This window comes from Cryptosporangium phraense (assembly GCF_006912135.1).
In the GTDB taxonomy this organism is placed as follows: Bacteria; Actinomycetota; Actinomycetes; order Mycobacteriales; family Cryptosporangiaceae; genus Cryptosporangium; species Cryptosporangium phraense.
Genome location: NZ_VIRS01000012.1, coordinates 135,902 through 148,743 on the forward strand (window position 1 = coordinate 135,902; position 12,842 = coordinate 148,743).

Here is a 12,842-nt window from a genome sequence, read left to right on the forward strand (position 1 = left end):
TGCAGTCGGCGCCATCACGTCGCGGACGCAGACGACAAATGCGAGTCCCTGCCCAGCGATCCGGCTCGCGCCTACCCTTTTGTCGGTCAGAACAACGCTGATCGCGGGAGCGAATAATGGGAGTGAATCAATTCACGCCTGCCTCTTCGTACTGTGCCGATTGCGGCAGGAGCGGCCGAACGGGTCTCCGGACGAGAGTTCGGCGGGCTCTACTTTATGCCCGATCGATCACCGTGAGTGCTGTCGCCGGTTGTTGCGTGATCGAACATTCACCCCTATGGGTCATCGCTCCGCAACTTCTCGCAGTGGTCGGAGAATGGACTGTACAATGGTTGGCCAGCCGAGATCGACGCTAGTCAGTCAACGCGGGCAGGCCAGGACTGGACGACCTGGCCTGCCCGAATGGTTGGGCTAGATGTGTGCGCTTCCCCCCGCCGCAGCAGCTCTCTCATGGGCCGGCTTCACCGGTGACTGCGTTCGCGGTCGGGACGGAAGGAGCAGAAATGCCTTCGAGTTTCACTGATCCCAACGTACTGAGACGGCGCCTTCGCGGGGAACTGCGCAGAGTGCGGGGGACGTCGGGACTGACCCAGAAGGATGTCGCGTCGGCCATGGATTGGCATCCGTCCAAGCTCGCACGCATCGAGACCGGCACCGTGCGCATCTCGATCAACGACCTGCGGGCATTGCTGAACCTATATGGGGTCGCGGACGACCGCGAGATCAGCCGCCTGGTCGCCCTAGCGCGAAACGCGCGCCGCCGGTCCTGGTGGGATGGTCACCGGAGCGTGGCATCCACACAACTGATCGCTATGCTCGGCTACGAGTCCTCGGCGGCGATCATTCGCGACTTCGAACCGGTCGTGGTTCCCGGGCTTCTGCAAACGGAAGACTACGCCCGGTCCATCATCGCGGTGCAGGAAGGCGATCGAGCGGAGCAGAACAAGATCGATGCGCTGATCGATCTTCGAATGGAACGTCAGGAAATGTTCGACCGGTCCGACGCCCCCGAGATGCATTTCCTCTTGGACGAATCCGTGTTGCATCGAATCGTCGGGAGCAAGGCCGTGATGTCGCGGCAAACTCGACGGATTAGGGAAATCGCCGGTCGGCCCAACGTCACGGTGCATGTCGTTCCGTACCGGAGCGGCTTCTACCCGATGTGTCACACCGGTTACATCATCTTCCAGTTCACCGACCCCGCGGACGGGGACATCCTCCACGTCGAGTACCCACTGGGCGAGCTGATCTTTCGCGAAGCGGGGAGCGAATCGAGCCCAGATCCGCGCCATATCTCCCCAGCCCGGTGCCTGAGAATTTTCGAGGACGTCGAGCGCTTCGCGATTCCGATGGAATTCTTCACCGTCGGTTGACTTCGCGGCCGAACGAAGAGCGTCCAAGTCGAATCGGTGAGCTCGGAGATCGGCGAGAAACGTTGCCCAGAGACGAGGCCGGATCCGGAGGAAGACTCCGGTCGGATGCTTCGTGTCTCCGAGGAGAACCATTCCTCCGAACAGTTGGACCTGCACGCAATTGGTCGTGATGGAGTGTCGCGATTTGCGCCACCCGGACCACGACTGCAGTGCCAGATGCCGTGCCACAGTTGCTCTCCCAGCTGGTCGTGCGGCCGGGCAGAACAACGACGGCAGTGGCGTATCCGGGTCCTTCTTTCCACTAGACGACAGGCTCTCACCCAGCCGCCTATACGGCTCGTCGTGTCGATGAGCAGCGTGCCGCTCTAGCGGAGGATACGTCGTATCGGACAAATTAGTCAATAATGTCTCTTAAGTAACGAATCAAGGCACAGCAGGCCTTAACCGACCGGTCACTTCACCTCGTGTCGCAGTACCCGCACCAACCCCGCCGCCAACGGCAGCAGTACCCACAGGCCCACGGAACTCGCCAACCTCCCCCACTCCCCTCCGCTCACCGACCCCATCAGCAACGGTTCGGTCGTCCGGCCCAGGTCCAGCCACCTCGCCGCGTCCCCCAGCGCCGCGACCGACTCCCCCAGCACCGACCACGCCGTCGGGATCACGAAATACAGCACGATGGCCAACCCGGAAGCCAGCAGCAACGCCCCGAACGCGATCCCCATCAGCATGTTGATCGTCTGGAAGACGATTCCGTAGGCCACCTCGGCCACTCCGAGATCCCAGCCTCCACCCCGCCCCATCAGGTCGGCGGCCACGTTCCCCAGCACGGCCACCACGACGGCCACGCCCACCGAGGCCAGCGCGATCGCCGCCGCGGCCAGCACCTTCGCCCCCACGACGCGGGCGCGCCTGGGCACCAGCGTGAACGTCACCAGCGACGTCCGTTGGCTCCATTCGCTCGTCACCGCGAGAATGCCCAGCACCGGCAGCAGCAGGCCCGACCCGGCCAGCGCGAACGCGAAGAACTCGTCGGCCGTCCTGGTGTCCGAGGGGCCGGCGAACAGCCGCACCAGCACCAGGCCCATCGTGATCAGCCCGACGCTGGCCAGCAGCCACCGGCCGGCCCGCGTGTCGGCCATCTTGCGCAGCTCCACCAGCGTCAGCCGCCCCAGCGACGGCATCCTCTCCGTCACGACCGTCATGCTGCCACCCCTTCTCGGTTCGACGCAGCGGTGAGCTGCAGGAACATCTCCTCCAGACCGTTTCCGTCGACCGGCCGGAGCTCGGTCAGCACGGCTCCGCCCGCGTAGGCCGCCCGCCCGACCGCCTCGGTGTCGGCGTCCACGTCGAAGCTCCCGTCGGGGTGCTCGGTGACCGCGAACGCGGCCAGGGACGTGCGCAGCACGTCCACGTCGGTGGCCCGCACCCGGACCCCGGCCACCTGGAGCAGGTCGGCCTTGCTCCCCTGGGCGACGATCCGGCCGCCACCGATGACGACCAGGTGATCCGCGACGACCTCGACCTCGTGCAGCAGGTGCGACGACAGCAGCACTGTCCCGCCTCGATCGGCGAACTCGCGCAGTAGCCCGCGCATCCAGTGGATGCCCTCCGGGTCCAGCCCGTTGGCCGGCTCGTCGAGGATCAGCACGGTCGGGTCGCCCAGCAGCGCGTTCGCCAGCCCGAGCCGCTGCCGCATCCCCAGCGAGTACGCCCCCACCCGCCGTTTCGCGGCCACCGGCGGTAGCCCGACCTTTACGAGCAGCTCACCCACCCGGGAACGGTCCACGCCGAGGACCTGCGCCGACACCGCCAGCGCCTCGTGGCCGCTGCGGCCGGCGTGCTGCGCGGCGGCGTCGAGGAGGACCCCGACCTCGCGGCCGGGGTTCGGCAGGTCCCGGTACGGCACCCCGCCGATCGTCGAGGTCCCCGACGTGGGTGGGGTGAGGCCGCAGAGCATGCGCAGCGTCGTCGACTTGCCGGCCCCGTTGGGCCCCAGGAAACCCGTGACGCTCCCGGGCTCGCAACGGAACGAGATGTCGTCCACCGCTCGGAACGATCCGTACGTCTTGGTCAGTCCGTCCACCGTGATCATGCCGAGAGCGTCGCGTTCCGCGACGTCCGGAGGCGTCGCCCGGAAGGCTACGGCCGATGGCCGAAGTAGCGTCCACCGTGAACTTTGGTCGGTATCCGCCGGCCTGCGGCCGCCGTAGCCTGGCCCTATGGCGTCGGCAACGGATCGGAATGCGGACGCCGACCCGCACGGCGCCGCGGCGATGCTGATGACGCTGGCCGCCGATCGCCCCTCCGGACGCTCCCCGAGGCGGCAGTTCGCCGTCGACCTGACGTGCCTGTTGGCGTCGGTCGCGATCCCGTTCGGCTACTGGGTGGCGCTCGCGCTCGGTCACCGCCCGTTCTCCGACACGGTCCACTGGATCGACCTGGCTCTGGCGACGCTCTTCACCCCGCTGATCTGGTGGCGACGCCGCTGGCCGGTGCAGATCTCGGTTCTGCTGTCGGTGGTCAGCGTCGTCTCGGAGTACGCGAGCGTCGCGCAGGGCATCGCGCTGCTGACCGTCGCGATCCACTGCCGACCGCGCGCGACGGCGTTCGCGGCCACGGTCTGGGCGGTCACCGGATCCGTCTACGTCGTCGTCCGGCCGACGCCCGACCTGCCGTACTGGGTCTCGCTGATGTTCATCGCGCTACTCACCGGCGGCATCGTGGCCTGGGGCAGCTTCATCCGGGCCCGGCGGGCGTTGATCGACTCGCTGCGCGATCGGGCTCAGCGGGCCGAAGACGAGCAGCAACGCCGGGTCGAGCAGGCGCGGCAGCTCGAGCGGACCCGGATCGCCCGGGAGATGCACGACGTCCTCGCCCACCGCATCTCCCTGCTCAGCCTGCACGCCGGGGCCCTGGAGTTCCGCCCGGACGCCCCGCCCGACGAGATCGCCAAGGCCGCCGGCGTGATCCGCTCCAGCGCCCACCAGGCCCTGCAGGAGCTCCGGGACGTCATCGGGGTCCTCCGGGAGGGCACCGGCGAGGTCGAACGCGACCGGCCTCAGCCGACGCTCGGCGACGTCCCCGGTCTGGTGACCGAGGCCCGGCGGGCCGGCGCCACGATCGATCTCGACGTCCGGGTGGACGACCCCGACGCGGTACCGGCGGTGACCGGCCGAACCGCGTACCGCGTGATTCAGGAGGGCCTGACGAACGCCCGCAAGCACGCGAACGGGGCCGCGGTGCGGGTCACGGTCAGCGGCGACCGGTCCGACGGCCTCACCGTCGAGGTGCGGAACTGGCTACCGCTACGGATCCCCGAGACGACGATTCCCGGCGCCGGAACCGGCATCGTCGGGCTGGGCGAACGCATCGGGCTGGTCGGTGGGCGGCTCGAGCACGGCCCGTCGACGGCCGGAGACTTCCGCCTGACCGCCTGGCTGCCCTGGAGCGCACCGACATGACTCGAATCCTGATCGTCGACGACGATCCGCTGGTGCGGGCCGGGCTCACGATGATCCTGGCCGGCACCGACGATCTGCAGGTCGTCGGCGAGGCCTCCGACGGCGTCGAGGTTCCGGCCGCGGTCCGGACCGTCCATCCGGACGTCGTCCTGATGGACATCCGGATGCCCCAGCAGGACGGCCTGGCCGCGACCGAGGCACTCCGCCGCGCCCCCGACGCACCCGAGGTCATCGTCCTGACGACGTTCGACGCGGACGAGTACGTGCTGCGCGCGTTGCGCTGCGGAGCCGGCGGTTTCCTGCTGAAAGACACCGCACCGGCCGAGATCGTGCGGGCGATCCGGGCGGTCGCGGCCGGCGAGCCGATGCTCTCCCCCACCGTCACCCGTCAGCTGATCGCGCACGTCGCCGAGACCGGCGTCGACGCCCGGAAGGCGGCGGCGGTCCGGGCGTTGGCCCAGCTCAGCCCACGCGAGCGGGAGGTTGCCGCGGCGGTCGGGCGAGGCGCGTCGAACGCGGAGATCGGCACCGAGCTGTTCATGAGCGTGGCGACGGTGAAGGCGCACGTGTCGCGGATCCTGACCCGGCTGGGCCTGAACAACCGCGTACAGCTGGCGTTACTGGCTCACGACGCCGGGGGCTGACGCGGATCGGGCTCGCTATCGCAGGCCGAATCCGCTTTCATCCGTCGCCCAGCGCGGCACGAAGGCGCCGCGCGGCGGTCTGCGGATCCTCAGCGTCGGTGATCGCCCGCACCACGACGATCCGCGACGCGCCGGCCGCGCGCACCTCGGCGACGCGGGCCTCGTCGATGCCGCCGATCGCGAACCACGGGCGGTCCGGCGCGGCCGCCGCCACCTCCCGCACCAGCCCCAGCCCGGCGGCCGGGCGACCCTGCTTCGTCGGCGTCTCCCAGCACGGGCCGGTGCAGAAGTAGTCGACGCCGGGCTCGTCGGCGGCCGCCCGGGCCTGCCCGGCCGAGTGGGTCGAGCGTCCGATCAGGACGTCGTCGCCGACGATCCGCCGGGCCCAGGCAACCGGCAGGTCGTCCTGGCCGAGGTGGAGGACGTCGGCGCCGGCGGCCAGGGCCACGTCGGCCCGGTCGTTGACGGCGAGCAGCGCGCCGTGCCGGTCGCAGGCCTCGCGCAGCACGGCGAGCCGCGCCAGCTCGGTACGCGCCTCGATGCCCTTCTCGCGCAGCTGGACGACGTCGACGCCGCCGGCCAGCGCAGCGTCGGCGAAGGCGTCCAGATCGGGGCGGTCGGGGACGCAGAGGTAGAGGCGCGCCGCGGCGAGCCGCTCCCGCCGATCGGCGGGAGCGGCGCGGCGGCCGGGCGCGGCCACGGACCGGGCCATCACACCACCGGTGGCGACGAGGCCTGGGCGTACCAGCGGCGGGGAGCCCGGCCGGCCCGGAAGGCCAGGCGACCGGCCTCGACGGCCAGACGCATCGCGGTCGCCATCGCGACCGGGTCACGCGCGCCGGTGACCGCGCTCGCGAGCAGGACGCCGTCGCAGCCCAGCTCCATCGCCTCGGACGCGTCGCTGGCCGTGCCGATCCCGGCGTCGAGGATGACCGGAACCGTCGCCTCCTCGACGATCATCGCGATGTTGTCGGGGTTGCGGATGCCCAGCCCGGTCCCGATCGGCGACCCCAGCGGCATCACCGCCGCGCAGCCCACCTCGGCCAGCCGCCGGGCCAGGACCGGGTCGTCGTTGGTGTACGGGAGCACGGTGAACCCGTCCGCGACGAGCTGCTCGGCCGCGGTGAGCAGCTCGACCGGGTCCGGGAGCAGCGTCCGGTCGTCGGCGACGACCTCGAGCTTCACCCAGTCGGTCTCCAGCGCGTCGCGCCCCAGCTGGGCGGTGAGCAGGGCCTCGGCCGCCGTGCGGCAGCCCGCCGTGTTCGGGAGCGGCTCGATGCCGTACTCCCGGAGCACCGGGAACACCCCCATTCCGGACGCCGGGTCGACCCGGCGCATCGAGACCGTGGTGAGCACCGTGCCCGAGGCGCGTAACGCCTCGCCGAGCGTCGACAGGCTGATCGAACCGCCTCCGGTGCCCATGATGAGCCGGGACGCCAGCGGCTTCCCGGCGATGACCAGCGCGTCCGTGATGCCTTTAACCACCCTGCACCGCCATGATTACCTCCACGTGGTCGCCGTCGGCCAGCCGGACCAGGGCCCAGCCGCCGCGCGGCACCACCTCGCCGTTGACCGCCACTGCGACGCCCTGGGCGAACCCCGCCGGGCGCTGCGTCACGTGCTGGACGACCGCCGCGACGGTCGGGTCGTTCACTTCGACCTCTCGGCCGTTCACCCGTAACGTCGTCATCGGCTGTACCCCGTTCGGTCCACTCTGGATCATCGAATCCTCGCTGGGGTGAATCGTCCGGGTGCGAACGCCGCGGCCACCAGCGGGTCCGGCGCCGTGCCGGTGACCAGATCCGCGACCAGGGTCGCGGTGAGCGGAGCGAACAGGATCCCGTTGCGGCCGTGCCCGGTCGCGACGACCCGGCCCGGTCCGACCGCGCCGACGATCGGAGCGCCGTCCGCGCTCACCGGCCGCAGCCCGGCCGACGTCTCGACGAGCGCGTACTCGTCGACGGCCGGCAGTACCCGGCGAGCGTCGGTGAGCAGGCGATGGACGCCACCCGCGGTGACCGTGCGGTCGAAGCCGACCTCGTCCTGGGTGGCGCCCACCACGAGCTCGCCGGTGGCGCGGGGCACCAGGTAGACGCCCCGACCGTCGACCAACGCCCGGACCGTCCGGGAGAGCACAGGTGTCCGTCGCCCGGCGCGCAGCCGTACGATTTCGCCCCGCACCGGCCGGACGAGGCCGTCCAGCGACGGCTCGAGCTCCGGAGTCCACGCCCCGGCCGCGATCACCGTGACGTCGGCCTCGGCCGGGGCCTCCGCGATCATTTCGACGCCTGCGGCGCCGAGCGCCGTGCGTAAGGCTCGGAGCAACGCCCGGTTGTCGACACTGTGGTCGGTGGGCACGTCCAGACCCCCGCGGACGCCCGGCGCGAGGGCCGGCTCGGCTCGGCGGCAGGCCGTCCCGGTCAGGCGTTCGACGTCGACGCCGAGCCCGGCCAGGCGGGCGGCCAGGTCGTCGAGCGCGGCCAGGTCGCTCGCGGTGTAGCCGACGACGAGCGTGCCGGTCGTGCGGTACCCCGGGTCGACGCCGGTCGCGGCCAGCGCGGACGCGAAATCGGGCCAGGCCTCGACGGCCCGGCGGCCGGCCGCCAGCAGCGCGGGTTCGGTCGGGTGGGCCTCGGCGATCGGCGCCAGCATCCCGGCCGCGATCGGGCTGGCACCCCGCTCGGGATCGGGGTCGACGACGGTCACCGCCGCCCCGGCTCGGGTCAGCGCCCAGGCACTCGACAGCCCGATGACCCCGGCCCCGACCACCAGGACCCGGGTCACGACGGTACTTCGACGCGGACCACCGGCTCCGCGGCCGGTGGGTGACCGACCGGGCCGTGACCGGCGCCGACCGAGTAGCTCGTCGCGACCGCCGTGGTGACGTACCGCTTGGCGACGGCGGCCGCCTCCGCGAGCGTGTCTCCACCGGCCAGCCGGGCGGTGATCGCGGCCCCCAGCGTGTCCCCGCTGCCGTGGGTGTTGCCGGTGTCGATCCGGGCCGCGTCCAGCCAGAGCTCGGTCGACCCGTCGGTGAGCAGGTCGCGGCTCCGCGGCCCGCTGTCGTGGCCGCCCTTCACCAGCGCGTACTGCGGGCCCAGCTCGAGCAGCGCCCGCGCGGCGGCCCGCTGGTCACGCGTCCCGACGAGCAGCTGGGTCTCGTCGAGGTTCGGCGTGACGACGGTCGCCAGCGCGAACATCGCCTTCAGCTCGGCCAGCGCGTCCGGACGCAGCAGCGGGTTGCCGTGCATCGACGCGCACACCGGGTCCAGCACCAGCGGGATCGTCCCGCCCCGGCCGATCCCGTGCCGCCGGAACGCGTCGGAGATCGCCTGGATGATCGGCGCCGAGGCCAGCATCCCGGTCTTCACCGCGCCCGGGCGGAGATCCTCCATCACCACCCGGATCTGCTCGCCCACGAGGTGCGGCGGTATCTCGTGCACCGCGCTCACCGCGACCGTGTTCTGCACGGTCACCGCCGTCACCGCGGTCGTGCCGTGGACGCCGAACGCGGCGAACGTGTGCAGGTCGGCCTGGAGGCCGGCCCCGCCGCCCGAGTCGGATCCGGCCACCGTCAGCGCAACTACTGGGCTCACTGGTTCACCACCGGTAAATAGATCTGCGCGCCTCCAGCCCGGAATTCTGCCGACTTCGCTGCCATGCCCGCTTCCGCCATGCCCGCTTCCGCCGTGCGCGCTTCCGCGTTCGCGCGCAGATCGTGGCTGATGCGCATCGAGCAGAACTTCGGGCCGCACATCGAACAGAAGTGCGCGGTCTTGGCCGGCGCAGCCGGCAGCGTCTCGTCGTGGAACGCCTGCGCGGTCTCCGGGTCGAGGGCCAGCGCGAACTGGTCGGCCCAGCGGAACTCGAACCGCGCGTCGGAGAGCTGATCGTCCTGCGCCTGCGCGCCGGGGTGGCCCTTGGCCACGTCGGCCGCGTGCGCGGCGATCTTGTACGCGATCACCCCGGCCTTGACGTCGTCGCGGTCCGGCAGCCCGAGGTGCTCCTTCGGGGTGACGTAACAGAGCATCGCGGTGCCGTGCCAGGCGATCATCGCCGCGCCGATCGCCGACGTGATGTGGTCGTAGCCCGGCGCGACGTCGGTCGCCAGCGGACCGAGCGTGTAGAACGGCGCCTCGTCGCACCACTCCTGCTGCAACCGGACGTTCTCCGCGATCTTGTCCATCGGCACGTGCCCGGGGCCTTCGATCATCGTCTGGACGCCGTGCTGTTTGGCCACCCGCGTGAGTTCGCCCAGCGTGCGCAGCTCGGCCAGCTGGGCGTCGTCGTTGGCGTCGTACACCGAACCGGGCCGCAGCCCGTCGCCCAGGGAGAACGTGACGTCGTAGGTCCGCAGGACCTCGCAGAGCTCGGCGAAGTGGGTGTAGAGGAAGTTCTCCCGGTGGTGGGCCAGGCACCAGGCGGCGAGGATCGACCCGCCGCGGGACACGATGCCGGTCTTCCGACCGACGGTCAGCGGTACGTACTCCATGCGGACGCCCGCGTGCACGGTCAGGTAGTCGACGCCCTGCTCGCACTGCTCGATGACGACGTCCCGGTAGACGTCCCAGGTCAGCGCGGTGGGGTCGCCGCCGACGCGTTCGAGGGCCTGGTAGATCGGCACGGTTCCGATCGGCACCGGGGAGTTGCGGAGGATCCACTCGCGGGTCTCGTGGATGCGCGGGCCGGTGCTCAGGTCCATGACCGTGTCGGCGCCCCACCGGGTCGCCCACACCATCTTCTCGACCTCTTCGGCCGGGGACGACGTGACCGCCGACGTCCCGATGTTCGCGTTGACCTTCACCAGGAACCGCTTGCCGATGATCATCGGCTCGGCTTCGGGGTGGTTGACGTTGGCCGGGATGACCGCCCGCCCGGCCGCGACCTCGTCCCGGACGAGCTCGGCCGGGAGGTGCTCGCGGGCGGCGACGTAGGCCATCTCGGCGGTGACCTCGCCGGCCCGGGCGGCCAGCAACTGGGTGGGGTGGTTGCGGGTCCGGCCGCGCCTGGGCAGGCCTTTCTGCAGGTCGGGGACGTAGTCGGTCTGGGTATACGGGCCGGACGTGTCGTAGCGTTCGACCACCTGGCCGGTGGTCAGTTCGATCTCGCGGACGGGCGTCCGCAGGTCGCCGCGGTAGGCCTTGCGGCTGCCCGGCAACGGACCAACGGTTACAGCACGGCTCATCTGAGCGCTCCCTACGCCGGCATTACCCGGTCAGGTTCGAGCGGTCGGTGGCACCGTCCAGTTCGGACAGCCACCCTCTCAGCCCGCTTTCGGCGCGAGCTCCCGCGTACAAGGACCGGGCCACCATAACCCCGACTCGTCGGGAACGGAACCGTCCGCGTCACCTCAGTTACGGAGCGTCGGCACCGTGACGACGGCGAGCGCGGCGGCGCAGGCCGCCGCGGTGAACGCGACCGGGTAGCCGGCGTGGGTGACGACGGCGCCGAGGACCGGCGCGGTCGCGGCCGCGACGCCGTTCTGGCCCGTGTTGTGGATCCCGAGCGCGCGACCGGCCCAGCCTGGTCCGGCGTACTCGGCGACGGCGGTGAACGAGAGGCCGTTGGTCGAGACCGACACCACCGCGGCGGCGACCAGCGCGGCGACCGCGAGGCCGGCCAGGCCTCCCCGGGCGGCTTCGGCGGCGCCGGCCGGGTCGGGGGCGCCGGCCGCGCCGGCCGCGAGGATTGCCAGTACCCCGGCGGTGATGGCGGCCAGGATCCGCATCGGGCCGGTGCGGCTGCCGGCCCGGTCCGACCACCACCCGGCGAAGAGCCGCGCCGCCGCTCCCCCGAACGAACCGACCGCGAGCAGCCGACCGGCTTGCGCCGCACCCCAGTGCTCCGAGTCGACGAGGAACACCAGCCCGAACGTCGCCACCGCGAACTGCGGGAACACCAGCAGCGCACCGGCGCCGTGCAGCCGCCAGAGCACCGGAGTGCGGTACGGGTTCCCGTTCGTCCCGGCCGAGGCACCGGCGGTCCGGGCCGGGTCGCGCACCACGACCGCGATCAGCACGGCTGTCACCAGGCAACTCACCGCCAGGAAGGCCAGCGCCGGGTTCCGTCCCGAGTCGCTCAGCACCGGCACCGCCACCGCGGCCACGGCGACGCCGAGCGGCTGGGCCATCTGCCGGATGCCCATCGCCAGCCCGCGCTCGGCCGGGCCGAACCAGCCCAGGATCAGGCGTCCGCTGGCCGCGTTGACCGACCCGGCGAACGCCCCGGCGACGACCAGTCCGACGCCCAGCGCGACCGGTCCGTGCGCGGCCAGCAAGGCCAGCAGGACGAGCCCGGCGCCGCCCAGCCCCAGCGCGATCACCCCGCGCTCGCCGTAGCGGTCGGCCAGGGCTCCCCACAGCACCAGCGTCGCCAGCAGGCCGAACGTCGGGCAGGCGACCAGGACGGCGGCCTCGGTGAGCGAGAGTCCGTCGGCGCGGAGGCGCGGGAGGAGGTACGGCAGTCCGTAGAGGAACGCGCACCCGGCCGTCATTCCGGCCACGCCCGCCGCCAACACCACCCAACGCCGCCGTGATTCCATATTTCGAGAATAGCGTCTCATTATGTAGGATAGTAGGCTGGGGTCGTGGAGCCGGTGACCCGCACTGCCCCGCGGCCGATCCGCCGGGCGGTGCTGACGCAGTGGTGGCGCGATCTGTCGTTCCTACACTGGCCGGTCGACCCGGATCGCGTGGCGCCGCTGCTGCCCCGCGGCACGCGGCCGGACACGCTCGACGGCGTGACCTACGTCGGGCTGATCGGGTTCCGCATGGACCGCGTCGGTCTCGGGCTGGGCGTCCCGTACTTCGGACGGTTCGCCGAGACGAACGTGCGGCTCTACTCGGTGGACGGCGCCGGCCGGCGCGGGGTGGTGTTCCGGTCTCTGGACGCCGAGCGGCTACTGCCGGTAATGATCGGGCGGGTTTCGCTCGGGTTGAACTACGTGTGGTCGCGGATGTCGATCTCGCGCTCCGAGGGCGGGGCGTTCACGTATCGCAGCGTCCGTCGCTGGCCCGATCCTGGGCCGCGGGCCGCGTTCACCGTGCGTCCGGGGGGTGTGGCGCCGGAGGATCCGCTCAACGATTTCTTGACGGCGCGGTGGGGTCTGCACACGACCTGGCACGGCAAGACCCTCTACCTGCCGAACGAACATCCGGCCTGGCCCCTACGCACCGCAACGCTGGTCGACCTCGATGAAACCGTGCTGGAAGCCGCCGGCCTCCCGATAGAGGGCCCGCCCCCGTCGGTCCTCTTCAGCGAGGGCGTCCCCGTGAAATTCGGTTCCCCGCTTCCTGCACGCCATCCGGGCCCACCTGCGCAGACGTGGACTTCGCGCCGCTAGTCCGAACCCAGCCAACCGC

General features: G+C 71.3%; 13 protein-coding genes, 1 pseudogene and 1 riboswitch. Of the genes and pseudogenes, 4 read left to right on the forward strand and 10 right to left on the reverse strand.

What is annotated here, in order from left to right; genetic code table 11:
* Positions 1-503 precede the first annotated feature (503 nt).
* A complete protein-coding gene (locus tag FL583_RS41730) occupies positions 504-1,373 on the forward strand; it encodes a helix-turn-helix domain-containing protein (RefSeq protein WP_142705924.1) in 870 nt (289 codons plus the stop codon).
* Between the two features lie 54 nt (positions 1,374-1,427).
* Here the strand turns inward: FL583_RS41730 and FL583_RS42985 are convergent.
* The 3 genes and pseudogenes from FL583_RS42985 to FL583_RS18495 all read right to left on the reverse strand — a co-directional run.
* Positions 1,428-1,601, reverse strand: a pseudogene (locus FL583_RS42985) (DUF397 domain-containing protein); the annotation flags it as partial.
* Positions 1,602-1,825: 224 nt separating this feature from the next.
* Entirely contained in the window at positions 1,826-2,578 is a 753-nt protein-coding gene (locus FL583_RS18490) for an ABC transporter permease subunit (RefSeq protein ID WP_142705925.1), read from the reverse strand.
* Positions 2,575-3,468, reverse strand: a complete 894-nt coding sequence (locus FL583_RS18495) for an ABC transporter ATP-binding protein (protein WP_142705926.1) — start codon at positions 3,466-3,468, stop codon at positions 2,575-2,577. Before FL583_RS18495 ends, FL583_RS18490 begins: the two co-directional genes overlap by 4 nt.
* Positions 3,469-3,595: 127 nt before the next feature.
* Here FL583_RS18495 and FL583_RS18500 point away from each other — a divergent pair, with 127 nt between their 5' ends.
* Complete coding sequence (locus FL583_RS18500; RefSeq protein WP_142705927.1) at positions 3,596-4,837, forward strand: sensor histidine kinase; 1,242 nt, start codon at positions 3,596-3,598, stop codon at positions 4,835-4,837.
* Positions 4,834-5,481: a response regulator gene (locus FL583_RS18505; protein ID WP_142705928.1), complete on the forward strand. Its 648-nt coding sequence runs from the start codon at positions 4,834-4,836 to the stop codon at positions 5,479-5,481. Before FL583_RS18500 ends, FL583_RS18505 begins: the two co-directional genes overlap by 4 nt.
* Positions 5,482-5,518: 37 nt before the next feature.
* On the opposite strand, the gene thiE is transcribed toward FL583_RS18505, so the two are convergent.
* From thiE to FL583_RS18540, 7 genes are all read right to left on the reverse strand, one after another.
* Positions 5,519-6,193, reverse strand: a complete 675-nt coding sequence (thiE, locus tag FL583_RS18510) for a thiamine phosphate synthase (RefSeq protein ID WP_142705929.1) — start codon at positions 6,191-6,193, stop codon at positions 5,519-5,521.
* A complete protein-coding gene (gene thiG / locus FL583_RS18515) occupies positions 6,193-6,903 on the reverse strand; it encodes a thiazole synthase (protein ID WP_142706005.1) in 711 nt (236 codons plus the stop codon). Before thiG ends, thiE begins: the two co-directional genes overlap by 1 nt.
* Positions 6,904-6,958: 55 nt before the next feature.
* A complete protein-coding gene (thiS, locus tag FL583_RS18520; RefSeq protein WP_170323730.1) occupies positions 6,959-7,171 on the reverse strand; it encodes a sulfur carrier protein ThiS in 213 nt (70 codons plus the stop codon).
* A gap of 29 nt (positions 7,172-7,200) precedes the next feature.
* Positions 7,201-8,265, reverse strand: coding sequence for a glycine oxidase ThiO (gene thiO, locus FL583_RS18525; RefSeq protein ID WP_142705931.1), 1,065 nt, complete (start codon positions 8,263-8,265; stop codon positions 7,201-7,203).
* Entirely contained in the window at positions 8,262-9,077 is an 816-nt protein-coding gene (gene thiD / locus FL583_RS18530; protein WP_142705932.1) for a bifunctional hydroxymethylpyrimidine kinase/phosphomethylpyrimidine kinase, read from the reverse strand. Before thiD ends, thiO begins: the two co-directional genes overlap by 4 nt.
* Positions 9,074-10,666: a phosphomethylpyrimidine synthase ThiC gene (gene thiC, locus FL583_RS18535; protein WP_142705933.1), complete on the reverse strand. Its 1,593-nt coding sequence runs from the start codon at positions 10,664-10,666 to the stop codon at positions 9,074-9,076. The genes thiD and thiC overlap by 4 nt, the downstream gene beginning before the upstream one ends.
* A riboswitch (TPP riboswitch) is annotated at positions 10,658-10,782 on the reverse strand. It overlaps the preceding gene by 9 nt.
* A gap of 49 nt (positions 10,783-10,831) precedes the next feature.
* Positions 10,832-12,022, reverse strand: coding sequence for an MFS transporter (locus FL583_RS18540; protein ID WP_205752251.1), 1,191 nt, complete (start codon positions 12,020-12,022; stop codon positions 10,832-10,834).
* Between the two features lie 45 nt (positions 12,023-12,067).
* On the opposite strand from FL583_RS18540, the gene FL583_RS18545 reads away from it, so the two are divergent.
* Positions 12,068-12,823, forward strand: coding sequence for a YqjF family protein (locus FL583_RS18545; RefSeq protein ID WP_142705935.1), 756 nt, complete (start codon positions 12,068-12,070; stop codon positions 12,821-12,823).
* Positions 12,824-12,842 lie beyond the last annotated feature (19 nt).